A 25,120-nucleotide genomic window follows, 5' to 3' on the forward strand; every position below is an offset into this window, starting at 1 on the left:
ACCCTGCTGCACGAAATGATCAAGCGTGACGCCAAGAAGGGCTTGGCCACCTTGTGCATCGGTGGTGGGCAAGGTGTGGCGCTGGCGCTGGAACGCGCTTGACTCTGTAGGAGCGGCTTTAGCCGCGATGCTTTTAAAGATCAAGAGCATCGCGGCTAAAGCCGCTCCTACAAGGTTTACCGCGAACACCCCGGTGGTAAACTGCGCGCCCTTCTTTTCCGAGCCGCGGCGCATGTCTTCTCTCGATCAGGCGCTGCGCGCCGCCCTCGCTAATCGTCAGCCGCTGCTGGCTGAACTGCACAGCCAAGGCACGGACTGCTACCGCCTGTTCCATGGCAGCCAGGAAGGCGCCTCCGGCCTGACCATCGACCGTTATGGCCCGCAACTGCTGGTGCAAAGTTTCCACAGCGCCCTTGAGCGCGACGCCCTGCTCGCCACCCATGCACTGATCAACGCCGAACTGAACCTCGACCTGCTGCTGGTCTACAACGACCGCTCCGGCACCAACTCGCGTATCGACCGCAGCGACGCCGTGTACCAGGCGGCGCCGGAAGCTTTGGTCGACATGGTTGGCCACGAATGGGGCCTGAACTACCGCGTACGCGGCCGCCATGCCGGGCAGGACCCCCTGCTGTTCCTCGACCTGCGTAACGCCCGTGGCTCGGTCAAAGCGCACAGCGCCGGCAAGAGCGTGCTCAACCTGTTCGCCTACACCTGCGGCGTGGGCCTCAGTGCTGCCGCTGGCGGTGCCCGCGAGGTGTGCAACCTGGATTTTGCCGAGGGCAACCTGGCGGTCGGCAAGGAAAACGGCGCACTCAACCCGGAGCTGGCCCCGATGCAGTTCATCCAGTCCGACTACTTCCCGGCGATTCGCCAACTGGCCGGCCTGCCCATCACTCAGCGCCGCGGGCAGAAACTGCCCAGCTACCAGCGCCTCGACCAACGTCAATACGACCTGGTGTTGCTCGACCCGCCGGCCTGGGCAAAAAGCGCGTTCGGCACCGTCGACCTGTTGCGTGACTACCAGAGCCTGCTCAAGCCGGCGATCCTCACCACCGCCGACGATGGCGTGCTGATCTGCTGTAACAACCTGGCCAAAGTCGCCATCGAAGACTGGCGTGAGCAAGTCCTGCGCTGCGCCGACAAGCTCGGCCGGCCGGTGCGTGACTGGCAGGTGATGCCGCCGGCAGCAGACTTCCCCTCCAGCGACGGCCGCCCGCCACTGAAGACGCTGATTCTGCAGTTTTAAAAACATCGCGGCTAAAGCCGCTCCTACAAGGTTGTGCAACCCGTAGGAGCGGCTTTAGCCGCGATGCTCTTCACGTCCCACAAAGGAAACTTGGCGCACGTGCCGAACCTCAGACGCGTGCCATACTCCAAGCCACTTCTTGCCAGGAAAGTTGAAGCGTCGCCATGCCCAAAGGATTGAAACGCGCCGTTGGCGCCCTGCTGATTGCCCTCGGTTTATACAGCCTGCTGGGCTTTCTGATTCTGCCGGGCATTGCCCTGCGTATCGCCAACCAGCAATTGGCGGCCATGGCCACCGTGCCCGCCAAGCTTGAGCGCCTGGAGCTCAACCCGTTCAGCCTGGAGGTCAGCGCCTGGGGCTTGCATATCGGCGAACCGGCTGCCGACCAGATCGGCTTCCAACGCCTGTACGCCAACCTGCAACTGGACAGCCTGTGGACCGGCGCCTTGCACCTGGCCGACGTCGAGCTGGAAAAGTCCCAGACCGCCGTGCAGTTCAGCAAAGACGGCACCCTCAACCTGACCCAGTTGTTCAAGCTGCCCGCCAGTCCCGAAGTCAAAGACCCCAACGCCAAACCCTTCCCCCTGCGCCTGGACCGCCTGCAACTGATTGAAGGAGCCCTGCAGTTCGCTGACTTGCGCCCCAGTGAACCGGTGCAGTTTGTCTATGACTCGCTGAATCTGGAACTGAAGAAACTCAGCACTCTCCCCGAAGACAACGCCGACATGACCCTGGTGGCCAAAGGGCCGTATGGCGGGCAGTTGGACTGGACTGGCAAGGTCAGCCTGTCGCCCATCACCTCCAGCGGCCAGTTGAAAATCACTGACGGCAATATGAAAGCGTTCTGGCCGTATGTGCGTGACGCGGTGCCGCTGGTGTTGGAAAAAGGCATGCTCAGCCTGAGCACCGATTACACCCTGGACCTCAGCCAAGGCACGCAGCTGCTGCTGACCAACGCCGCGATTACCGTCGCACCGTTTGCCATGAAGAGCGTCGACGACCGCCCGCTGGTGAACCTGGAACGCCTGGAAGTCAGTGAGACTTCGGTGGACCTGGCCAAGCAACTGGTGACGGTCGGCAAGATCCGCAGCCAGAATCTGGAAACCTGGGCCGCCCGTGAGAAGGATGGTCAGCTGGATTGGCAGAAGCTGTTTGCCAGCAAGCCCGTCAGCAAAAAAGTCGAGCCCGCGCCGACCCCGGAGGCCACGCAGCCGGAAGGCACCGAAGCCCCGGCACCCACACCCCCCACCGACCCCAATGCCGTCGCCGCGCAACAGGTGCCTGCACCCACCGAGCCGGCCAAACCCTGGCAGGTGCTGCTGCAGGACACGCAGCTGCGTGGCTACCGCATCCACCTCGCCGACCGCGTGCCGAAAGACCCGGTGGCGCTGGATGTCGGCCCGCTGAACCTGGACCTGGAAAAATTCGACAGCCTCAACGGCTCGCCTTTCACCCTCAAGCTCGATACGGGCCTGGGCAAGCAGGGCAAAATCACTGCTGCCGGGCGGGTCAATCTCAACCCGGTCAACGCGCAACTGAAGGTCACCACCCAGGACATCGACCTGCGCGTGGCGCAGTCTTATCTGGAGCCTTTTGTGCGCCTGGAACTGCGTAGCGGTCTGCTCGGCAGCGACCTGGCCGTCGATCTGAAGAGCACTGAGCCGTTGGCATTGAGCATCACCGGGCGCGCCCAGGTGAACCAGCTGCACACCCTCGACACCCTGAAAAGCCGCGACTTCGTGAAGTGGAAGCAGCTGACCCTTGATGGCCTCAACTACCAGCACGGCGACAGTCTATCCATCGACAAAGTCAGCCTGGCCCAGCCCTATGCGCGCTTCATGATCAACGAAGACCGCAGCACCAACGTCAGCGACCTGGTGATCCCGCAACCGGCCGATCCGAAGGTGTCCTCTTCGAAAAAGCAGGAGCCGGCCGGCAAGCCGCTGGGTATTCATATTGGAGGTGTAGCGATTAACGACGGCTCGGCCAACTTCGCCGACTTCAGCCTCAAACCCAACTTCGGCACCGCCATTCAACAGCTCAATGGCCAGATTGGCACCCTCGACAATCGCAAGCCGCAAGCGGCCAAGGTCGATATCAAAGGCAAGGTCGATCAGTATGCGCCGGTGAGCATCGTCGGCAGCCTCAACCCGTTCGAGCCGCTGGACGCCCTGGACCTGACCACCAGCTTCAAGCACGTCGAACTGACCACGCTGACGCCCTACTCCGGTAAGTTCGCCGGCTATCGCATCCGCAAGGGGCGGATCAACCTCGACCTGCACTACCGCATCGAAAAGGGCCAGTTGAACGCCGAGAACAAGCTGGTGGTGGAGAAGCTGCAACTGGGTGAGCAAGTGGACAGCCCGGATGCCGTCGACCTGCCGATCCGCCTGGCGGTAGCGCTGCTCAAGGACACTGACGGCAAGATCCAGTTGGAGCTGCCGGTATCGGGCGACCTCAATAATCCGCAGTTCAGCGTCATGCCGATTGTCTGGCAGACCCTGCGCAACCTGGTGCTGCGTGCGGCCTCGGCACCATTCAAATTTATTGCCGGACTGGTCAGCGGCGGCTCGGATGTCGACATCAGCACTGTGCAGTTCGCCGCTGGCAGCAGCACCCTCGATGGTGATGCCGAGGGTGGTCTGAACACCCTGGCGGCCGCGCTGAAGGAACGCCCGATGCTGCGCCTCGAAGTAGAGGGACTCAGCGCGGCGAAAGCCGACGGTCCGTTGCTGGCCGAACAGCGTCTGCACCGCGAGTACCAATACATCTACTACAAAATGCTGCAACGCCGTGGCGACAAGGTGCCGGCCAAGGCCGCGCTGCTGGAGGTACCGGAAGACGAACAGGCGCCGATGCTCGAAGGCATCTACCGCACCCGCCTGAAAAAGCAGCCAGCGGAAGAATGGAAACAGCTCAGCGATGACGAGCGCAGCGCCAAACTGCGCGCCGATATCCTCGCCCACTGGAGCAACAACGAGGTGCTGCTGCGCAAACTGGCCCAGGCCCGCGCGGCCACCATCAAGCACTACCTGGTGAGCAAAGGTGGCCTCGCCGATGAGCGCATCTACATGGTCGACGTCAGCCTCGGCGAAGCCCAAAGCAACGGCCGCGTGGCCTCGCCACTGAACCTCGACAGCGAGTGACCGATCACCCTGCAAGCCCCTGCAAAGGGGTTTGCAGCGCGGTTTACCGGTGTGACAGGCGTGATACACCGGTGTAGCCTATTGCCTACAATCGCTCACCGGACTCTCTCCGTGAAAGCTGCCTCCGTGAAAGCCCCCACCTTGAAAGCGTTTGCCCTCCTCAGCCTGCTGCTTGGCGACAGCGCCTTCGCCTCGTCGACATGGCGCTGCCCCAGCGGCCTGGTCAGCGTGGACGACCGCACGGTAGAGGTGGAAAGCAAATGCGGTACACCGCTAAGCCGCAGCATGCTGTCCAGCAAAGTGGTGTACGGCTACTACGGCGAACGCAGCGAAGTACAGGTCGAAGAATGGGCTTACGGCCCGCGCAACGGCATGTACTACTACCTGCGCTTCGAGGGTAACCGCCTGGTCGATATCGATTCCAAACGGGGCGGCTAACCGCCTCTTCAAAAAACAAACTGGACAGGATGCCCAGCCATGAAAAAGTCGTTTTTACTCTGCCTCCCTTTGCTGTTCCTGGCCGCCGAAGGCCACGCCTCGCTGCGTTGCGACAAAGGCATCGCCAGCGAGGGTGACCGCGCCATCGAAGTGCAAACCAAATGCGGCGAGCCGGCGAGCAGCAGCGTGGTCGGTTACGAAAAAACCCGCAGCGGTTCCACCAGCACGGAAGTGGAAGTGCAGGAATGGGTGTATGGCCCGCGCGAAGGCGGCATGCTGTATTTCCTGCGCTTTGAAGGCGGGCGCTTAGTGCGCATCGACAGCAAACGCGGCTGATCGTATCGAGCTTCTGGGCGTCGGCCATACGGCGTTGAAAGTCTTTTTTAAATGCTCACGTACTACAGTACGCTGCGCTTTAAAAAGAGACTTTCGCCTTGCCTGGCCTTAGCCCAGATGCTCGAGTCCCAACGACCAACGTCATGGAAGACATCTTGTGCTGATCATCCCCGCCGAACACCCGCTGGATTGGAAAAAACCACCGGTCCTGACCCTGCTGCTGATTCTGCTCAACACCCTCATCTACTTCGCTTACCAGGGCGGCGACACGGCGCGTGAACAGGCGGCGGTCAAAATCTATCTGGACGGCGGTTTGCTCGACCGCGAGAAAGCGCTGTTTATCGAATCGTTCAGCACCCGCAACAAACTTGAAGAGCGGGTGCGTAAGTCCTTCACCGCTGCGCCGCGCGCGCAGTTGGCGCAGCTGATCCTCAGCGATCTGCAGTTCGAAAACACCCTGCATTACACCCCGGCCTATCAGGACGACCCGGCCTGGCAGGCCGCACGCGCCAAGGCCGAAGCCGCACGCAACCAGATCAGTAACTACCGTTTTGGCTTTATCCCAGCCAAGTTCACTGTGCAGGGCTTGTTTGGTGCGATGTTCCTGCACGCCGACTTCGGCCACCTGGCAGGCAACATGCTGTTCTTGTTTATCTTCGGTTTCGCCCTCGAACGTGCCTTGGGCGGCGCCGTCTATATCGGCCTGTATCTGCTAAGTGGCCTAGCCTCACACCTGCTGTGGTGGGTGATGGACCCGGTATGGGCAACGGGCATCGGCGCCTCGGGCGCTATCGCTGGTTTGATGGGCATGTACCTTGGCATCTATGGCCTGCGGCGGATCAATTTCTTCTACTGGCTGGGACCGATGTTCGGCTACTTCCGCGCGCCAGCCTTGTGGATTCTGCCGATCTGGATGGGCAAAGAGTTGTATGGCCTGCTGCTGGCCAACGACCACGTCAACTACTATGCCCACTTGGGCGGCATGGGCGCGGGGTTTCTCGCCGTGTGGCTGCCCAAGCAGATTGGTGGCCTGAAGGTCGACGAAGCCTACCTGAACAAGGAAGACCCCGACGCGCCATTCAAACGCGAAGTGGCTTCCCTCGATAAGCTGATCGGCGGCTTCAATCTGGAACAGGCTGCCAGCCGCGGCATCGACCTGCTCAACCGCTACCCCAACCGCCTATTGCTGCTGGAGCGTCTCTATCCCGTAGCGAAAAGCCGTGAAGACAAAGCCCTGCTGAGCGCCGTGCTGAAACAACTGTTCGCCCTACCCCAGGCCATCGCCAACCAGCCCCTGCTGCAACGCCTGGCCGACGACAGCGCGCAGTTCACCCTGCTGCAACACCCTGCCGTGCAACTGCACCTGCTGCAACGCCTGCTGCAAGCCCGCGACGGCGCCCGCGCCCTGGGTGCCTGGCGCAAACTGATCCAAACCCGCAACCGCCCGCCGCAACTGCCAGCCCTAACCCTGCAACTGGCCAAACAACTCGGCCAGCAAGACGACCGCAGAGGCGTGAGTGAACTCCACGAGTTCCTGCGCGCCGTCTACCCGGATGCCGAGCAGACGCAGCAGTTGGGGGTTTATCAGCGGCATATTGCGAGATAAAGCCGCTCCTACAGGGGAACGGGGAGCCGTTTGGATTGCGGCCGTTACTCGGTCGAGGGTTTCGGGGCTAAGGTCAGGACCAACGACCAGCGGGAGTAACAGCCGCAGGCTGGCCCGAAGGGTGAGCGCCAGCGAATCAGGCGCCCCGGAGCTTTAAAGCGCAGCGTACTTGAGTACGTGAGCATTTAAAGTCGGCTTTCAACGCGGCATGGCCGACGCCCCGGAAGCCGCCTGTTGTGAACACAAAAAAAAGCCCCCAATTAAGGGGGCTTTTATTGTGTTCACAACTTCCGAGAGAAGTCGTTGAGCTCTTCCTGAGCTTTTTCCTTGGTCCATCCATAGCGCTCCTGAAGTTTCCCTGCCAGGTACTCGCTATGCCCTTCGGCGACATCCAAGTCGTCATCCGTCAGGTCACCCCAACGTTCCTTGATCTTGCCATTGAGCTGTTTCCACTTGCCTTTGATCACGTCGGAATTCATGGGAAGTCCTCCTTTGTCTGGGCCAATCAGGCACCACCGGTGAGGGCGGCGCCTGGGGGGAATGCTGTCAGGCGGTCAGCTGAATCAGTCAGCCGACTTCAGGCCGTCGGCGGAAACCGCCTTCACGCCTTTGATGCCTTTGGTTTTGGCAATTGCCAGGTCACGCTCGGCATCGCTTTTCACTACGCCAGACAGGGAAACCACGCCTTTGTTGGTTTCAACCTTGATGTCCAGGGCGCTGAGGGCACTGTCCGCCACGAAGGTGGATTTGACCTTGCTGGTGATCCAGGTATCGGTCACGGCTTCTTCAGCGGTGTCAGTGGTAGCGGCCATCATCAGCGGAGCGCTGTGGGAGTTAGCTACGTCGGCGAACGCCAGAGGGGACAACAGGGCGCCGGCAGTGGCAGCTGCAATAACGAATTTGTTGAAAGGCTTGTTCATAACGTCTCACTCCTAGTTCATTTGAAAATTCCGCCACCTGTCCTGGCTGCGGTTTCATAGGAGATATCGCAAGGCCTGTGCCAACCTGAATAATATTTTTTATTCGTTATTTATCAATAGGTTATAAATTACCGCCGCCCCACCGCATCGTGCAGATTGCAAGTTCGCCGCTTCGCTCACATGCAATCTGCATGAACAGTCAGCTTTTGCTGGCCATCCGCTCCAGGATCGCTTGCAACGCATCCACTTCAGCCAGTAACGGCGATTGCGGGTAGCGACCACGCACGAACGCCAGCAGCTTCTGCGCAGGTTCCACCTGGCCCAAGCCTTCGGCAAATCCACGTGCCGCGAGCAGGTAGGCGCGGGGAATATGCGGGTAGTCGGGGAAGCGCTGGTGCAGGTTGCGCAGCAGGCTCAGGCCCTCGCGGATCTTGTGGCGGTCAAGCAAAGCGCCGGCAGTGCGTTCGCAGGCGACGGCATCGTCCGGCATATAGTCCGGCTGCAGCTTGCGGGCATTGAGTAGCGCTGTGGCCGCCAGGGCAGGATTTGCCCGCGCCGCCAGCGGCAGGTAATGCGCCAGGTGCCGCAGGCACCGTTCGCGAGCATTGAGATTGAACAGCAACTGGTGAAAGCGCTCGTTGAGCTTGAGGTCGTCGGGAGTGCGCTCCAGCGCCACGGTCAGGGTTTCCAGGGCCTGCTGACTCTGGCCTTCCTTGATGCGGATTTCCGCTTCGGCCATCGCCCGGCGGCGCAGGTATTCGGCGGCCGGGAAGCCGTTGTGGCTGTCTTCCTCGGCAATCACGTAGCCCAACGCGCCCTGATACTGGAACACCGCGTAACCCATCATGGCGCACATGACCACGGCGAAATAGGTGAACAGGAACGCCGCGATGGGCAGCAACACCACCTTGGGCAGGCCGTGGGACAGCATCATCGTCACCCAGTTGGGCGACTGCCAGAGGATGAAAAGAAAGGCGCAGAGAATCAGGTAACGCCAGCCCATGGCCTTGATCACCTGCCCCACTTCTTCGGGGCTGAGGGCGGCGCCCAGCGTCTTGTCCAGCGCCAGGCGAATGATGCTCGCCGGCATCACCAGCAACAGGCCGATGTTCACCAGCCAGTACAGGCCTTCGCTTTCAAAGCTGGCGGCCATCCACAGCGCCGCAAAGCACAGGATAAATACCGCCAGTTGCTTGAAGAACAGGCTGAAGCCGGCACCGGTGAAGGCGCTGGCCAGAGTGGGTGCGGCTTTCTGCGCTTCGCTGCTGGCCTCGATGACGCTGTAGAAGTATTTGGTGGCGATGCTGAACAGCAGCGTCCACAGAATGATCGAAGCCGGCATAAACAGGCTGGCCAGAGCGATCAGCGCGCTGAAGGCCAAAGGGCCACTTTGCAGGCCATAGCCGAAGAATTGCGGAATACGTTCCCAGAACGGCTGGGCAGTGTTGGCCGCGCCGAGGAATTCCATACGGCTGGCGCATAACGGACAGGTTGGCGGGTCTTCCGGGGCGTCCTCATTCAGCGGCGTGCAGCAATCGCCGTAGTGCCGCGGGCACGAGCGGCATAACCAGGTGGCCGGTTGCGCCGGGTGGTAATGGCAAAGACTCTTTTCCATAGGTGCAGCTTCCTTGTTGCGTGGTGACATCTTCGCCAGAGAGGTGGCTATTCTCCAGGCAAAAAAAGAGGGCCCGCAAGGGGCCCTCTTCTCAAGCTGCGATAAAACCCGGGATTAAACGCCCGAAGCTTTGGCCGCTGCTACGTCTTTGATCGACAGTTTGATACGGCCGCGGTTGTCCACGTCCAGTACCAGCACTTCGACTTCCTGACCTTCTTTCAGAATGTCAGTCACTTTCTCAACGCGGGCATCGCTCAGCATCGAGATGTGCACCAGACCGTCTTTACCCGGCAGGATGTTGACGAAGGCGCCGAAGTCGACGATGCGCTCAACCTTGCCGACGTAGATCTTGCCGATTTCAGCTTCTGCGGTGATACCCAGAACGCGCTGACGTGCTGCTTCAGCCGCTTCCTTGGTTTCGCCGAAGATCTTGATCGAGCCGTCGTCTTCGATGTCGATCGAAGCCTTGGTTTCTTCGCAGATCGCGCGGATGGTTGCACCACCCTTGCCGATGACGTCGCGGATTTTGTCCTGGTCGATCTTCATCGCGATCATGGTTGGCGCGTTGGCCGACAGTTCGCTACGGGAAGTCGAGATCACCTGGTTCATCTGACCGAGGATGTTCAGGCGAGCTTCCAGGGCTTGGCCCAGGGCGATCTCCATGATTTCTTCGGTGATGCCGTTGATCTTGATGTCCATCTGCAGCGCGGTAACACCTTTGGCGGTACCGGCCACTTTGAAGTCCATGTCGCCGAGGTGGTCTTCGTCACCGAGGATGTCGGTGAGGATAGCGAATTTCTCGCCTTCCTTAACCAGACCCATGGCGATACCGGCAACCGGCGCCTTCATCGGCACACCAGCGTCCATCAGGGCCAGGGAAGCGCCGCAGACCGAAGCCATGGAGCTCGAACCGTTGGACTCGGTGATTTCCGATACCACGCGAATGGTGTACGGGAACACGTCAGCGGCAGGCAGCATGGCCTGAACCGAACGACGGGCCAGACGGCCGTGACCGATTTCGCGACGGCCAGTGGCGCCCATGCGACCACACTCGCCCACCGAGTACGGAGGGAAGTTGTAGTGCAGCATGAAGGGGTCTTTGCGCTCGCCTTCGAGGGTGTCGAGCAGCTGTGCGTCACGCGCAGTACCGAGGGTAGCAACGACCAGAGCCTGGGTTTCGCCACGGGTGAACAGCGCCGAACCGTGGGTTTTGCCCAGCACGCCAACTTCGATCGCCAGCGGGCGAACGGTGCGGGTGTCGCGGCCGTCGATACGTGGCTTACCGTTAACGATGTTTTCGCGAACGGTGCGGTATTCGATTTCGCCGAAAGCGTCTTTCACTTCACCAGCGGACGGGCCGCCTTCAACGGCGAACTTGGCAACGATCTGGTCTTTCAACTCGCCCAGACGGCCATAACGCTCGTGTTTGATGGTGATGGTGTAAGCCTGGGAGATGGCGTCGCCGAATTCGCTACGGATAGCGTCCAGCAGCACGGTGTTCTTGGCAGCCGGTGCCCAAGCCCAGGTTGGCTTGCCCACTTCGGCAGCCAGTTCGCCAACGGCTTTGATCACCGATTGGAATTCGTCGTGGGCGAACAGTACGGCGCCCAGCATCTGGTCTTCGGTCAGCTCTTTGGCTTCGGATTCAACCATCAGCACGGCGTCTTTGGTACCGGCTACGACCATGTCCAGGCTCGAGGCCTTGAGTTGCTCGTAAGTCGGGTTCAGCAGGTAGCCGGTGCTTTCGTGGAAAGCCACACGAGCGGCGCCGATCGGGCCTTCGAATGGAATGCCGGAGATAGCCAGGGCAGCCGAGGTACCGATCATCGCAGCGATGTCCGGATCGGTTTTCTTGCTGGTGGAAACCACGGTGCAGATCACCTGAACTTCGTTCAGGAAACCTTCAGGGAACAGGGGGCGGATCGGACGGTCGATCAGGCGGGAAGTCAGGGTCTCTTTTTCCGAAGGACGCGCTTCACGCTTGAAGAAGCCGCCAGGGATCTTGCCGGCAGCGTAGGTTTTTTCTTGGTAGTGCACGGACAGCGGGAAGAAGCCTTTGCTTGGGTCGGCTTGCTTGGCGCCAACCACGGTCACCAATACGCTGACGTCGTCGTCAACGGTGACCAATACTGCGCCGGAGGCCTGACGGGCAATGCGGCCAGTCTCGAGGGTGACGGTCGATTGACCGAACTGGAATTTCTTGATTACCGGGTTCACGGTGTATTTACCTTCTTTTTGCCTTGGGGAAATCGTGTTCTTGCAGAATTCTTGGGCAACTCCGGGATTCGGACCCGGGCACTGTCCAGGTGATACAGACAAAACCGATGGTGCAGATAAAACTTGAGGCTGGATGCCTGCCGTTATTCACCGGGCTGCCAGAGCAGCCCCAACCAATAACGACAAACAACCAACCTCTAGCAGCTTCGCTATTAGCGACGCAGGCCCAGACGACCGATCAAGGTGCTGTAGCGGGTAACGTCTTTGCCTTTGAGGTAGTCCAGCAGCTTACGACGCTGGTTTACCATGCGGATCAGACCACGACGGGAGTGGTGATCTTTACCGTTGGCTTTGAAGTGACCTTGCAGCTTGTTGATGTTGGCGGTCAGCAGTGCAACTTGCACTTCTGGCGAACCAGTATCACCAACGGCTTGTTGGTAGTCGGTAACGATTTGAGCTTTTTCTTCAACGCTGAGTGCCATGTGGGCTTCCTCTCAGTAAGGAGCTGCATCCAGTGAACGCATCTCCAATAGGCCGAGGACAAATCCTCGTATTAAAAAATGAGATGTGACCGTGCCTATTAACAGCCACCCTCGCCCACCCCGGTTACCCGGCATGGTTCGGTCATTCTGACCGAATCAAACGACGCGGCGCGATGCGCCCGTCTTCACTCACTTCGCCAATCCCGATGAAGCGAGCATTGTGATCTTGTACGCGGACCATGCCGAACTTCGGCGCATCCGGGGCACGAACCGCTTGCCCATGTAACCAGTAAAACGCGCTGTGCTCGGAGAACTGCACCAGAGGCCAGTGTTCCAGGCCGCTGTCGGAGGGCAACAGGAAGCGGTCGACTGCTTCGTTGCCACCGTCGGCGTGAACCTGTTCCAGCTCTTCCAGGGTTACCGTCTGGGCCAGCACAAAGGGACCTGCCTGGGTACGTCGCAGTTCTGCGACGTGCGCACCGCAACCTAACGCCTGGCCAATGTCTTCCACCAGGGTCCGGATATAGGTGCCTTTGCTGCAGGCCACCGACAAACGTGCCTGCTCGCCCTCACAGCCCAGCATTTCCAGGCGCGCAATAGTAACAGAACGCGCTTCACGCTCCACTACTTCGCCTGCACGCGCCAGCTTGTACAACGGCTGACCATCACGCTTGAGGGCGGAGTACATCGGCGGTATCTGACTGATTTGCCCGCGGAAACGCGGCAAAACAGCCTCGATATCGTCGCGACCAACGGTCACCTCACGGCGTTCGATCACCTCACCCTCGGCGTCGGCAGTGGTCGTGGTAACGCCCATCTGCATCAGCGTCTCGTAGCCTTTGTCGGCATCGAGCAGGTACTGGGAGAACTTGGTCGCCTCGCCAAAGCACAACGGCAGCACGCCGGTGGCCAGGGGGTCGAGGCTACCGGTATGGCCGGCCTTCTCGGCGTTCAGCAACCAGCGGACCTTTTGCAGAGCCGCGTTGGAACTGAAGCCCTTGGGCTTGTCGAGCAGGATGATGCCGCTGACGTTACGGCGAATGCGTTTGACCTGAGCCACCCGTTACTCCTTATCGGCAGCCGGTGGTGTTTCGACGTCGACGTGTTGGCCATCTTCGGCCACCGCACGCTCGATCAACGCCGACAGGTGCGCACCGCGCATTACGCTTTCGTCGTAATGGAAATGCAGTTGCGGCACGCTGCGCAGCTTCATGGCGCGGGCCAGCTGCATGCGCAGGAAACCGGCGGCATCATTCAGCGCCTTGACGTTCTGGGCGATTTCTTCCGCAGTGTCCTGGCCCATCACGGTGATGAAAATCTTCGCGTGGCCGACATCGCGGCTTACGTCGACGGCAGTAACGGTCACCAGACCGACACGCGGGTCTTTGACTTCACGACGGATCAGCTGTGCCAGCTCGCGCTGCATCTGATCGCCGATACGTTGGGTACGGCTATATTCTTTGGCCATCTAACTACCTGTTACCTCCCGCCACGGCACAAAACCCTGACGGTCTGAAAGCGGCAAACGCCCGGCCAGGCGTGAGCCGGACCGGGCGTTGCGTAAAACAGCTCGAGCTTAAAGGCTGCGAGCCACTTGGATCTTCTCGAACACTTCGATCTTGTCGCCGACTTTGACGTCGTTGTAACTCTTCACGCCAATACCGCATTCCATGCCGGCACGGACTTCAGAGGCGTCGTCTTTGAAGCGACGCAGCGATTCAAGCTCGCCTTCGAAGATCACGATGTCTTCACGCAGTACACGGATCGGACGGTTACGGTAAACCGTACCTTCAACCACCATGCAACCTGCGATCGCACCGAACTTCGGCGAACGGAATACGTCACGCACTTCGGCGATGCCGAGGATGTTCTCGCGAACGTCGCTGCCGAGCATACCGGTCAGGGCTTTCTTGACGTCTTCGATGATGTCGTAGATCACGTTGTAGTAACGCATATCCAGACCTTCCTGCTCGACGATCTTGCGCGCGCCGGCATCGGCACGCACGTTGAAGCCAAACAGTACAGCGTTGGAGGCCAGTGCCAGGTTGGCGTCGGACTCGGTGATACCACCGACACCGCCACCGACTACGCGCACTTGCACTTCGTCGTTACCCAGGCCGTTGAGCGCACCTTGCAGGGCTTCCAACGAACCACGAACGTCGGACTTGAGCACGATGTTGAGAGTTTTCTTCTCTTCCTGGCCCATGTTCTCGAAGATGTTTTCCAGCTTGCCGGCATGCGCGCGAGCCAGTTTGACTTCGCGGAACTTGCCTTGACGGAACAATGCGACTTCCCGCGCTTTCTTCTCGTCAGCCAGCACGCTCATCTCGTCGCCAGCATCTGGCGTACCGTCGAGGCCGAGGATTTCCACCGGAATGGAAGGACCGGCTTCTTTGATGGACTTGCCGTTTTCGTCGAGCATGGCGCGAATGCGACCGAAGTTCGAACCGACCAGAACCATGTCGCCTTGGCGCAGCGTACCGTCCTGTACCAGTACGGTAGCGACCGGACCACGACCTTTGTCGAGGCGGGACTCAACCACAACGCCGCGGCCAGGAGCCGTTGGTGTCGCTTTGAGTTCCAGTACTTCGGCTTGCAGCAGAACCGCTTCAAGCAGCTCGTCCACGCCAGTACCCATCTTCGCCGAAACGTTAACGAACGGGTTGTCACCGCCCCACTCTTCCGGGGTCACGCCGTGAGCTGCCAGTTCGCTTTTGATGCGTTCCAGATCAGCGCCCGGCTTGTCGATCTTGTTCACCGCAACCACTAGCGGTACGCCAGCGGCTTTCGCATGCTGAACGGCTTCAACGGTCTGCGGCATTACGCCGTCGTCCGCTGCAACTACCAGGATCACGATGTCGGTGGCCTTGGCGCCACGGGCACGCATTGCGGTAAACGCAGCGTGGCCCGGGGTGTCGAGGAAGGTCACCATGCCGCGCTCGGTTTCTACGTGGTAGGCGCCGATGTGCTGGGTGATACCGCCGGCTTCGCCAGCAGCCACTTTGGCGCGACGAATGTAGTCCAGCAGCGAGGTTTTACCGTGGTCAACGTGGCCCATTACGGTCACAACCGGTGCACGGGAAACTGCCTCACCTTCGAACTTCAAGGACTCGGCCAACTGCTCTTCAAGGGCGTTGTCGCTGACCAACTTGACGTTGTGACCCAGCTCTTCAGCGATCAGCTGCGCGGTTTCCTGATCCAGAACCTGGTTGATGGTCACCGGAGTGCCCATCTTGAACATGAACTTGATCACTTCAGCCGCTTTAACCGACATCTGTTGCGACAGTTCGCCAACAGTGATGGTTTCGCCGATGGATACGTCGCGCACAACCGGACCGGTCGGGCTCTGGAAACCATGGGCGTTGCGTTTCTTCAGCTTGGCCTTGCCACGACCGCCACGACGGAAGCTGTCGCTTTCCTCGTCGGTGGTACGCGGAGCAACGCGCGGAGCCGGAGCCTTTTCCTTCTCTTTGACCGAAGGACGGTGCGCGGTGGCCTTGCGGTCGCCGCCACGACGATCGTCGTCGTTGCGCGGTTTGTCCGGGCGACGCTGCTCGTCTTTCTTGCGCTCTTCAACCGGAGCAACCACTGGCGGCAGCTCGATATCAGCAACCACAGGCGCGGCTGCCGCAGCAACTGGCGCAGCATCAGCAGCCGACTGCGAAGGCGCACCAGCGTTAGCTTCGCGACGGGTCGCTTCTTCAGCCTGACGTTTGGCTTCTTCAGCCGCCTGTTGGCGTGCCTCTTCAGCCGCGCGCTCTTCTTGCTCGCGCTTCTGCTCGGCTTCGATTTCTTCGTTGCTGCGCTTGACGAAGGTTTTCTTCTTGCGCACTTCAACGCTGATGGTTTTGCTCCCTGCAACGCGCAGGGTGCTGGTGGTTTTGCGCTGCAAGGTGATCTTGCGCGGCTCTTCCACTTTCTCGCCGTGACTGCCTTTGAGATGCGCCAACAGGGCTTGCTTCTCGCTATCGGTCACAACTTGATCGGCACCCGTGTGCGGCAAACCTGCCTCACGCATCTGCAACAACAGACGCTCTACAGGGGTGGCGACCACTTGGGCCAGTTCTTTGACCGTGACTTGCGTCATGCACTTCTCTCCTCAGGCCGCCTACTTACTCGAACCAATGGGCTCGGGCGGCCATGATCAACTTGCCGGCACGCTCTGCGTCGATACCGTCGATGTCGAGCAGGTCATCAATAGACTGCTCGGCCAGGTCTTCGCGGTTAATCACGCCGCGCACTGCCAGTTCTTGCGCCAGAGCCTTGTCCATACCCTCAAGTGAGAGCAGGTCTTCGGCGGGGTGCGCGTCTGCCAGCTTTTCTTCTGTCGCGATGGCTTTGGTCAGCAGGCGATCTTTGGCGCGAGCGCGGAGCTCGGTGACGATTTCCTCGTCGAAGCCATCGATGCTAAGCATCTCTTCCATCGGGACGTAGGCGATTTCTTCCAGGCTGGTGAAGCCTTCTTCTACCAACACCTGAGCAATGTCTTCGTCGACTTCCAGCTCGTCGATGAAGCTTTGCAGGATGTCGCCAGTTTCAGCTTGCTGCTTGGCCTGAATATCCGCTTCGGTCATTACATTCAGTGTCCAGCCGGTCAACTGACTGGCCAAACGAACGTTCTGACCGCCACGGCCGATTGCTTGCGCCAGGTTGTCTTCACCGACGGCGATGTCCATGGCATGGGCATCTTCGTCAACGATGATGGCGGCAACTTCGGCCGGTGACATGGCGTTGATCACGAACTGAGCAGGATTGTCATCCCACAGCACGATATCGACACGCTCGCCGCCCAACTCACCTGACACCGCTTGTACACGCGAGCCGCGCATACCAATGCAGGCGCCTTGCGGGTCAATACGCTTGTCTTTGGAGCGCACGGCAATTTTGGCCCGCGAACCCGGGTCACGGGAGGCGGCCATCACTTCGATCAGCTCTTCAGCGATTTCTGGCACTTCGATGCGGAACAACTCGATCAGCATTTCCGGCGCGGTACGCGACAGGATCAGCTGCGGGCCGCGGTTCTCGGTGCGAATTTCTTTCAACAGGGCACGCAGACGTGCGCCAACACGGAAGGTCTCGCGAGAGATGATGTCCTCGCGGGCCAGCAGTGCTTCGGCGTTGTTCCCCAGGTCAACGATAACGTTGTCGCGGGTGACCTTCTTGACGGTGCCGGAGATGATTTCACCCAAACGCTCGCGGTAAGCCTCGACCACTTGGGCACGTTCAGCTTCACGAACTTTCTGAACGATCACTTGTTTGGCGGTTTGTGCCGCGATGCGACCGAATTCGATCGACTCGATCTTCTCTTCGATGGTGTCGCCAAGCTGGGCATCAGGCTTGATCTCGCGAGCCTCGTCGAGCGTCAGCTCGGATGCCAGATTGAACAGCGATTGATCATCAACCACGGTCCAGCAACGGAATGTCTCGTAGCTGCCCGTTACCCGGTTGATCTCTACGCGAAGTTCAACTTCAACGTCGAAACGTTTTTTCGTCGCAGTGGCCAGAGCCAACTCCAACGCCTCAAAAATAACGCCGGCCGGTACGCCCTTTTCGTTGGATACCGACTCAACAACCAGCAGTACTTCTTTGCTCATCGTACGCCTCGCCTTTCGCAATCCATTGGATCCGCGGGATCCGCGTCTCAGTCAAAACTGGGAACAATATTGGCCTTGTCGATCGAGTCGATCGGCAACAGATACTCGTGGTCATCAACCAGCACCACAACGTCCTGTTCCTCTACTCCGCGGAGGAGGCCCTGAAAGTTACGCCGCCCATCGAAGGGTGAACGCAGTTTGATCTTTACTTGCTCACCGGCGTGCGCGGCGAACTGTTCAATAGTGAACAGTGGCCGGTCCATGCCCGGCGAAGACACCTCCAGGGTGTACTCGCTGGCTACCGGGTCTTCGACATCCAGGACACCGCTCAACTGGCGACTGACCTTTTCGCAGTCCTCGACAAGAATGCCGTTGGCATGATCGATATAGACGCGAAGCAGGGAATGCCGCCCCTGGGACAGGAACTCGATACCCCAGCATTGATAGCCAAGGGCCTCGACTACCGGGGCCAGCAAGGCCTGCAACTCTTCTAGCTTGCTCGACACTTGAACCCCTCGTGCATGTCGTACAAATAAAAAATGGGCGAAACGCCCATCCCTTGACGCCGCTGAGCACTACGCCCAACGACAAAACAGCCAAGCCAACAAAGCAACCGGCTAACAAAAAGCCCCTAAAAAGGGGCTCCGCTACAACCGATTGCAGGGGAAAGAAGGTCAAACCACAACCTTTTTGGCCATGAGCCCATCGAGCGATCGAACGGCCAAACCCCACGTTAAAGCTGGGGCCGAAGTATACGACCGAACTCACACGTGGGTCAATCCAACCCCCAGCAACAGCAAAGCCCGCATGAAGCGGGCTTTGCTGTTCAATTGGTACCGAGAAGGGGACTCGAACCCCTACAGCCTATGGCCACTACCACCTCAAGGTAGCGTGTCTACCAATTCCACCACCTCGGCAATTAACGCACTTACTTCTGCTCTGGAGCTTGAGGTACGTCGCCGGCGTCAGACGCTGGCTTTTGCTCTTCGAGCACCGGCACATCTTCTGCTACCGGTTTTTTCTGCTGCTCTACCACTGCTGGGGCAGGCAAACCAGCCTGACTCAGCGAGCTAGCTTTTTCCTTAGCAAAGAAGCCTAAGCCCAAGCTAGTTATGAAAAAAGCGGCGGCAAGTATAGCAGTAAAACGACTAAGAAAGGTAGAGGAACCTTGGCTACCAAAAACAGTTGCCGAAGCACCCGAACCAAACGAGGCACCGGCATCGGCACCTTTACCCTGCTGCAGCAGTACGAGCGCAACAACGCCCAGGGCCGCCAGCAGGTGCAGAACTACAACGACAGTTTCCAGCATCTCTTAGTTTCCTGCGGCGCGACAGATCGCACCAAACTCATCCGCATTCAGAGAGGCTCCACCAATGAGCCCCCCATCGATATCCGGCATGCCGAACAATTCAACCGCATTGGCCGCCTTGACACTGCCGCCATAAAGAATTCTCACACCGCGAGCCACTTCGGCATTTTCTGCTTGCAGTTGCGCACGTATTGCTGCATGCACTTCCTGAGCTTGCTCTGGCGTTGCGGTCAAGCCTGTACCAATTGCCCAAACCGGCTCGTAAGCGATAACTGCACGAGCGAAAGCACCAACACCCAACTCTTCGATCACACTGCCAAGCTGGCGACCCACTACTTCCAGGGTCTTGCCCGCTTCACGCTGCGCCAGGGTTTCCCCGATACACAACACCGGGGTAAGACCACAGGATTGCGCAGCGGCAAACTTGCGACTTAGCAACTCATCGCTCTCACCGAGAATCTGGCGACGCTCCGAGTGACCAACCAGCACCAGCGTGCATCCTGCATCAGCCAATTGGCTCGATGCGATCTCGCCGGTCAGCGCACCTTGCATGGGTTCGACTGCGCAATTTTGCGCACCGACCGCAATGGCTTTACCGTCAAGACCAGTCATCACCTGATTGATGTAAAGGCAGGGCGGAAAAACCGCCACCTCAACACCAGTCGGCAATGCCAAGAGGCGCAGGCCTTTGATCAACTCAGCGACGCTGGCGCGGGTACCGTGCATCTTCCAGTTACCAGCTACCAAGGGGCGACGCATGTTCTACCTCGTCGATCAAAGTGGGCGCAGATGCTACCCAAGAGATTAGGGATTAGCAAGCCGAATCAGGCACAGACTTCAGTAACTACTTTAGCTAATTCATCAGCATAGCTACGCACCAGGGCTTCATCGTCGCCCTCGACCATCACACGCACCAGCGGCTCGGTACCGGACTTACGCAGCAAGACACGCCCGCGCCCACCCATGCGCTCAGTTACGCGCGCGCAGGCATCAGTAACAGCAGGATGGGCAACGGGATCGACACCGCCAGCAAAACGCACGTTAACCAACACCTGCGGACACTTGCGCACCCCCTGACGCGCCTCTGCCAAGCTCTTGTCCCAGCGCTTCAGCGCGAGCAGCACTTGCAACGCCGCGATGATCGCATCACCGGTGGTGGTGTGTTGAAAGCAAACGATATGGCCAGAGCTCTCACCGCCGATCTGCCAGTTTCGCTCCAGCAATTCGCTAATGACATAGCGGTCGCCGACGTTGGCGCGCACGAACGGAATTTTCAGATCGGCCAGCGCCAACTCAAGACCGAGGTTGCTCATCAGCGTGCCAACCACCCCGCCTTGCAGCTTGCCCTGCTCCTGCAGATCGCGGGCGATGATGTACAGCAACTCATCACCATCCACCAGGGCGCCGGTGTGATCGACCATCAGCACGCGGTCGGCGTCGCCATCGAAGCCGATACCCAGATCCGCCTGATTGGCCACGACCGCAGCCTGCAGCGACTCCATATGTGTGGAGCCACAGTCTTCGTTGATGTTCAGGCCGTTGGGCTGCGCAGAAAGCACAGTGACCTGCGCCCCCAACTCGCGAAACACGCTCGGCGCGATCTTGTAGGCGGCACCGTGGGCGCAATCGACGACCAATTTCAAACCGGCGAAATCGGTGCTGGTGGGCACACTGCTTTTGCAGAATTCGATATAGCGGCCGGCCGCGTCGTTGATGCGCGAAACCTTGCCCAATTGCGCCGACTCGACCACGGTCATCGGCGCATCGAGGAGTTCCTCAATCATCAACTCCAGCTCATCAGGCAGCTTGGTGCCCTGACCGGAGAAAAACTTTATGCCGTTGTCATCGTGGGGATTGTGCGAGGCACTGATGACGATGCCAGCCTCGGCATGGAAGGTACGAGTCAGGTACGCGATGGCCGGTGTAGGCATCGGCCCCAGCAGCATCACGTCAGCGCCCGCCGCAGAAAGCCCGGCCTCCAGGGCCGATTCGAACATGTACCCGGAGATTCGCGTGTCCTTGCCAATCAGCACGCGGCAAGCGCCCTGCTTGCGGAACGCCATGCCCGCTGCCCAGCCCAGTTTGAGCATGAAATCAGGAGTGATCGGAAACTGACCTACGCGCCCACGAATACCGTCGGTGCCGAAATACTTCTTGCCCATATGCTCTCCGATCTTCTTATTCTGCTGCTTGAACAGCAGCAATCATGCGCACCACATCCACCGTCTCGGCGACGTCGTGCACACGCAAAATATGCGCGCCCTTGGCCACTGCCAGGGCTGCCAATGCCAGGCCGCCATACAGACGCTCGCCCACTTCCCGCCCCAGCGCCCGACCAATCATGCTCTTGCGTGAGACACCAACCAATAGCGGCCGACCAAGGGCGTGCAATTCCTGCATGTGCTTGAACAGCGACAGATTGTGTTCGTAGGTTTTGGCAAAGCCAAAGCCCGGATCCAGTACCAAGCGCTCAGCAGCAATACCGGCCGCTATGCAGGCCGCCATGCGCTCACTCAGAAAATCACCCACCTCGGCAACCAGATCGGTGTACATCGGGTTGTCCTGCATGGTGCCGGGCTCGCCGCGCATATGCATCAGGCACACCGGTAAATTGGTTGCGGCCACCGCCTCAAGCGCGCCGTCACGCTGAAGCGAACGGACATCGTTGATCAACCCTGCACCCAGGCGCGCCGACTCGCGAATCACCGCCGGCGTGGAGGTATCCACTGAGATAATCACATCCAGCTCGCGGGCAATCGCTTCGACCACCGGCGCAACGCGCTCCAACTCCTCGACCGGAGAAACCGGGCGTGCGCCAGGGCGCGTCGACTCACCACCAACGTCGATCAGCGTCGCGCCAGCGGCGACCATATCGGCCGCATGCTGCAAGGCCAGATCGATACGACTGAAGTGTCCGCCGTCGGAGAAAGAATCTGGGGTGACGTTAAGAATGCCCATTACGTGCGGGCGGCTTAAATCAAGAAACCGGCTGCCACACGGCAGCCGGTTCGGGTGTTGCGTCAGGGACATGTCAGGCCTTAATGCTCAGCGGCCGGGCCACCGATAGGTTTCTCTGGGGTTTCGGCTTGATCCTGCTTGCTGATCGTGGTGCCAGAATCACCGTCATCCTGCCAGTCGCGTGGTTCGCGCGGAGTACGGCCATTCATGATGTCGTCGATCTGCTCGGCATCGATGGTTTCGTACTTCATCAGCGCATCACACATAGCGTTGAGCTTGTCGCGGTTCTCTTCCAGCAGGCGCTTGGCGGTGCCGTAGCACTCGTCGATGATGCTGCGCACCTCCAGGTCGATCAATTTGGCAGTATCAGCAGAAAGGTTGCTCTGCTGGCTGCCCATGCTACGACCGAGGAACACTTCGCCATCTTCTTCGGCATACATAAGCGGACCGAGTTTTTCGGACAGACCCCACTTGGTGACCATGTTCCGAGCTATCTGACTGGCACGCATGATGTCGTTGGAAGCGCCGGTGGTAACACCGTCAAAACCCAGGGTCATCTCTTCCGCGATACGACCACCGTACAGCGAACAGATCTGGCTGGTCAGCGCACGCTTGGACAAGCTGTAGCGATCTTCTTCCGGCAGGAACATGGTCACACCCAAAGCGCGACCACGCGGAATGATGGAGACCTTGTAGACCGGGTCATGCTCAGGCACCAGGCGACCGACGATGGCGTGACCCGCCTCGTGGAACGCGGTGTTCATTTTCTCTTTCTCGGACATGACCATCGATTTGCGCTCGGCGCCCATCATGATCTTGTCTTTGGCCAGTTCGAATTCTTTCATTTCGACGATGCGTTTACCGGCGCGAGCAGCGAACAGCGACGCTTCGTTGACCAGGTTGGCCAGATCGGCACCGGAGAAGCCGGGCGTACCACGCGCGATAACGGCTGGTTTGACGTTGTCGCCCATCGGCACTTTGCGCATGTGCACTTTCAGAATCTGCTCACGACCGCGGATATCCGGCAGGCCAACCACAACCTGGCGGTCGAAACGGCCGGGACGCAGCAAGGCCGGGTCGAGTACATCCGGACGGTTGGTGGCGGCGATGACGATGATGCCGTCATTCATTTCAAAGCCATCCATCTCAACCAGCAACTGGTTCAGGGTCTGCTCACGCTCGTCATGACCACCGCCCATGCCAGCACCACGGTGACGACCGACGGCGTCGATTTCGTCGATGAAGATGATGCAGGGAGCGTGTTTCTTGGCCTGTTCGAACATGTCGCGGACGCGGCTGGCGCCGACACCGACAAACATTTCCACGAAGTCAGAGCCGGAAATGGTGAAGAATGGGACTTTGGCTTCGCCTGCAATGGCCTTAGCCAGCAAGGTTTTACCGGTACCCGGTGGACCCACCATCAGCACACCGCGAGGGATACGGCCGCCGAGACGCTGGAACTTGCCCGGGTCACGCAGGAATTCGACCAGCTCACCCACTTCCTCTTTCGCCTCGTCGCAGCCCGCAACGTCAGCCAGGGTTGTCTTCACTTGGTCTTCAGACAGCAGACGGGCCTTGCTCTTACCAAAGCTCATCGGACCGCCTTTACCACCGGCACCGCCTTGCATCTGGCGCATAAAGAACATGAACACCGCAATGATGACGAGGATCGGGAAACTGGCGACCAGCAACTGAGTCCAGATGCTCTGCTGCTCAGGCTTTTTGCCTTCAACGGTGACGTTGTTGTTGATCAGATCGCCGATCAGACCACGGTCTTCAATCATCGGGCGCACGGTAGTGAACGGCTTACCGTCAGTGCCAATACCCGTAATGGTGAAGCCTTCGATGGTGACTTTTTGCACGCCACCATCTTTGACCTGCTCGATAAATTGCGAGTAGTTCAGCGTCTGCGGCTCGCTCGGGCTGGAAAAGTTGTTCATCACCGTCACCAGGACGGCAGCGATGATCAGCCACAAGATCAGGTTCTTTGCCATGTCGTTCAATTAGCTACCCTCTGAAGCAGGCCCCACGCGGGACGAACCTCGCATTACGGCTGGATATTGATCAGCCTAACTTACTACACAACTTCCGAACCTAGGCAGGAAGCGTCTGTAACCCTTTATGAGGCACTGCCGTGGAAAGCGGCAAAACAACGCTCGATTCGTATAACGTTCGACTGAACCGTTTCTTCATGGGTTCAATCTTGCGCCCCGCGAAAGCCACGGGCCAGTAAATATTGCTCGCGGGAGCGGTCACGAGACGACAGCGGCTTGCGCATCTGCACCTTCTCAAACATCGCCCGCACCTGCTTGTGGTACTCATCAAAGCCTTCGCCTTGGAAGATTTTGATCAGAAAATCGCCGCCAGGACGCAGCACCTGGCCAGCCAGATCGAGAGCCAACTCGCACAGATACATCGAGCGCGCCTGATCCGCCATCTTCACCCCACTCATATTGGGGGCCATATCGGAAATCACAAGGTCTACCGGATTATTGCCGACAGCCTCAAGAATTTGCGCCAGCACTGACTCTTCCGTGAAGTCACCCTGAATAAAGGTAACGTCCGGGATGCTGTCCATTTCCAGGATATCGGACGCGATCAAGCGACCCTTGTCGCCTAACACTCGACTGGTTACCTGCGACCAGCCGCCCGGTGCAGCGCCGAGGTCGATCACGGTGTTACCCGGACGCAGGATTCGATCTTTCTCCTGGATTTCCAGCAATTTGTAGCTGGCACGCGAACGGTAGCCGTCCTTCTGCGCCATTTTTACGTAGGGGTCGTCGAAATGCTCTTTCAACCAACCTTGACTTGATTTGGAACGTGCCACTGGGCACCTCAAAAATTAACGGGGCGTGATTAACTGGGCGGTACCGAGAGCGCTCGGGTAAACTAGCCGCCGCTTTTTACAAGATCAGACGCAGGGGTCAGATTATGCCGCTCACTCAGGAGCAGAAGAAACAGTACAAATCTATCGGTCACCATCTGAAACCGGTATTGATTGTTGCTGACAATGGTTTGACCGAAGGTGTGCTTGCCGAATTGGAGCGCGCATTGACTGATCACGAACTGATCAAGATCCAACTCAGAATCACTGAACGTGAATCGCGCCTGGCTGCAATCGACGAGCTGTGCAAGACCGCCAAGGCTGAACTGGTACAGGTCATCGGCAAGATGGCGCTGATCTACCGCAAGAACCCGAAGGTCAATAAGCAGTTGTCCAACGTCACCCGCTTCAGCTGATATCCCGCTC

23 protein-coding genes and 1 tRNA gene are annotated in these 25,120 nt (G+C 59.1%); 7 read left to right on the forward strand and 17 right to left on the reverse strand.

Features of this window, described 5'->3' with window-relative positions:
* The 6 genes from C8K61_RS20705 to C8K61_RS20730 all read left to right on the forward strand — a co-directional run.
* Window positions 1-102 (forward strand): hypothetical protein (locus C8K61_RS20705; protein ID WP_146174318.1); only part of this gene is annotated, 102 nt, incomplete at its 5' end.
* Between the two features lie 130 nt (window positions 103-232).
* Window positions 233-1,249 (forward strand): class I SAM-dependent rRNA methyltransferase, encoded by a 1,017-nt coding sequence (locus tag C8K61_RS20710; protein WP_108098196.1) that lies wholly within the window; start codon window positions 233-235, stop codon window positions 1,247-1,249.
* 164 nt (window positions 1,250-1,413) lie between these two features.
* Window positions 1,414-4,395, forward strand: coding sequence for a DUF748 domain-containing protein (locus C8K61_RS20715; RefSeq protein WP_108098197.1), 2,982 nt, complete (start codon window positions 1,414-1,416; stop codon window positions 4,393-4,395).
* A gap of 111 nt (window positions 4,396-4,506) precedes the next feature.
* Window positions 4,507-4,833, forward strand: a complete 327-nt coding sequence (locus C8K61_RS20720) for a DUF2845 domain-containing protein (protein WP_256589504.1) — start codon at window positions 4,507-4,509, stop codon at window positions 4,831-4,833.
* 39 nt (window positions 4,834-4,872) lie between these two features.
* Entirely contained in the window at window positions 4,873-5,169 is a 297-nt protein-coding gene (locus tag C8K61_RS20725; RefSeq protein WP_108098198.1) for a DUF2845 domain-containing protein, read from the forward strand.
* A gap of 157 nt (window positions 5,170-5,326) precedes the next feature.
* Window positions 5,327-6,775, forward strand: coding sequence for a rhomboid family intramembrane serine protease (locus C8K61_RS20730; protein WP_108098199.1), 1,449 nt, complete (start codon window positions 5,327-5,329; stop codon window positions 6,773-6,775).
* A gap of 281 nt (window positions 6,776-7,056) precedes the next feature.
* Here the strand turns inward: C8K61_RS20730 and C8K61_RS20735 are convergent, their stop codons facing one another.
* The 17 genes from C8K61_RS20735 to rlmE form a co-directional block, all read right to left on the reverse strand.
* The gene (locus C8K61_RS20735) at window positions 7,057-7,254 is read right to left on the reverse strand and encodes a CsbD family protein (protein ID WP_108098200.1); all 198 of its coding nucleotides are present in this window, start codon (window positions 7,252-7,254) and stop codon (window positions 7,057-7,059) included.
* An 84-nt stretch (window positions 7,255-7,338) separates the two neighbouring features.
* The gene (locus C8K61_RS20740; protein WP_108098201.1) at window positions 7,339-7,695 is read right to left on the reverse strand and encodes a BON domain-containing protein; all 357 of its coding nucleotides are present in this window, start codon (window positions 7,693-7,695) and stop codon (window positions 7,339-7,341) included.
* A 199-nt stretch (window positions 7,696-7,894) separates the two neighbouring features.
* On the reverse strand, window positions 7,895-9,310 hold the full coding sequence (locus C8K61_RS20745; protein ID WP_108098202.1) for a hypothetical protein: 1,416 nt from the start codon (window positions 9,308-9,310) through the stop codon (window positions 7,895-7,897).
* A 114-nt stretch (window positions 9,311-9,424) separates the two neighbouring features.
* Window positions 9,425-11,527 carry a polyribonucleotide nucleotidyltransferase gene (pnp, locus tag C8K61_RS20750; protein WP_108098203.1) on the reverse strand — a complete coding sequence of 701 codons (2,103 nt, stop codon included), beginning with the start codon at window positions 11,525-11,527 and terminating at the stop codon, window positions 9,425-9,427.
* A gap of 212 nt (window positions 11,528-11,739) precedes the next feature.
* Window positions 11,740-12,009 carry a 30S ribosomal protein S15 gene (gene rpsO, locus C8K61_RS20755; RefSeq protein ID WP_010447232.1) on the reverse strand — a complete coding sequence of 90 codons (270 nt, stop codon included), beginning with the start codon at window positions 12,007-12,009 and terminating at the stop codon, window positions 11,740-11,742.
* Between the two features lie 142 nt (window positions 12,010-12,151).
* On the reverse strand, window positions 12,152-13,069 hold the full coding sequence (gene truB, locus C8K61_RS20760) for a tRNA pseudouridine(55) synthase TruB (RefSeq protein ID WP_108098204.1): 918 nt from the start codon (window positions 13,067-13,069) through the stop codon (window positions 12,152-12,154).
* Window positions 13,070-13,072: 3 nt separating this feature from the next.
* Window positions 13,073-13,477, reverse strand: a complete 405-nt coding sequence (gene rbfA / locus C8K61_RS20765) for a 30S ribosome-binding factor RbfA (protein ID WP_108098205.1) — start codon at window positions 13,475-13,477, stop codon at window positions 13,073-13,075.
* Window positions 13,478-13,585: 108 nt separating this feature from the next.
* On the reverse strand, window positions 13,586-16,096 hold the full coding sequence (infB, locus tag C8K61_RS20770; protein ID WP_108098206.1) for a translation initiation factor IF-2: 2,511 nt from the start codon (window positions 16,094-16,096) through the stop codon (window positions 13,586-13,588).
* A gap of 25 nt (window positions 16,097-16,121) precedes the next feature.
* Complete coding sequence (gene nusA / locus C8K61_RS20775; RefSeq protein WP_108098207.1) at window positions 16,122-17,603, reverse strand: transcription termination factor NusA; 1,482 nt, start codon at window positions 17,601-17,603, stop codon at window positions 16,122-16,124.
* Window positions 17,604-17,650: 47 nt separating this feature from the next.
* Complete coding sequence (gene rimP, locus C8K61_RS20780; protein WP_108098208.1) at window positions 17,651-18,109, reverse strand: ribosome maturation factor RimP; 459 nt, start codon at window positions 18,107-18,109, stop codon at window positions 17,651-17,653.
* Window positions 18,110-18,434: 325 nt separating this feature from the next.
* Window positions 18,435-18,520: transfer RNA gene (locus C8K61_RS20785), tRNA-Leu, on the reverse strand.
* 11 nt (window positions 18,521-18,531) lie between these two features.
* Window positions 18,532-18,912: a preprotein translocase subunit SecG gene (secG, locus tag C8K61_RS20790; RefSeq protein ID WP_108098209.1), complete on the reverse strand. Its 381-nt coding sequence runs from the start codon at window positions 18,910-18,912 to the stop codon at window positions 18,532-18,534.
* Window positions 18,913-18,915: 3 nt separating this feature from the next.
* The gene (gene tpiA, locus C8K61_RS20795; RefSeq protein ID WP_108098210.1) at window positions 18,916-19,671 is read right to left on the reverse strand and encodes a triose-phosphate isomerase; all 756 of its coding nucleotides are present in this window, start codon (window positions 19,669-19,671) and stop codon (window positions 18,916-18,918) included.
* Window positions 19,672-19,736: 65 nt separating this feature from the next.
* Window positions 19,737-21,074: a phosphoglucosamine mutase gene (gene glmM / locus C8K61_RS20800; RefSeq protein WP_108098211.1), complete on the reverse strand. Its 1,338-nt coding sequence runs from the start codon at window positions 21,072-21,074 to the stop codon at window positions 19,737-19,739.
* A gap of 16 nt (window positions 21,075-21,090) precedes the next feature.
* On the reverse strand, window positions 21,091-21,942 hold the full coding sequence (folP, locus tag C8K61_RS20805) for a dihydropteroate synthase (RefSeq protein WP_108098212.1): 852 nt from the start codon (window positions 21,940-21,942) through the stop codon (window positions 21,091-21,093).
* Between the two features lie 8 nt (window positions 21,943-21,950).
* On the reverse strand, window positions 21,951-23,864 hold the full coding sequence (ftsH, locus tag C8K61_RS20810; RefSeq protein WP_108098213.1) for an ATP-dependent zinc metalloprotease FtsH: 1,914 nt from the start codon (window positions 23,862-23,864) through the stop codon (window positions 21,951-21,953).
* A 203-nt stretch (window positions 23,865-24,067) separates the two neighbouring features.
* Complete coding sequence (gene rlmE, locus C8K61_RS20815; protein WP_108098214.1) at window positions 24,068-24,697, reverse strand: 23S rRNA (uridine(2552)-2'-O)-methyltransferase RlmE; 630 nt, start codon at window positions 24,695-24,697, stop codon at window positions 24,068-24,070.
* 104 nt (window positions 24,698-24,801) lie between these two features.
* On the opposite strand from rlmE, the gene yhbY reads away from it, so the two are divergent.
* Window positions 24,802-25,110 (forward strand): ribosome assembly RNA-binding protein YhbY, encoded by a 309-nt coding sequence (yhbY, locus tag C8K61_RS20820; protein ID WP_108098215.1) that lies wholly within the window; start codon window positions 24,802-24,804, stop codon window positions 25,108-25,110.
* Window positions 25,111-25,120: the final 10 nt, after the last annotated feature.

The organism is Pseudomonas sp. GV071 (assembly GCF_003050835.1).
GTDB lineage: Bacteria > Pseudomonadota > Gammaproteobacteria > Pseudomonadales > Pseudomonadaceae > Aquipseudomonas.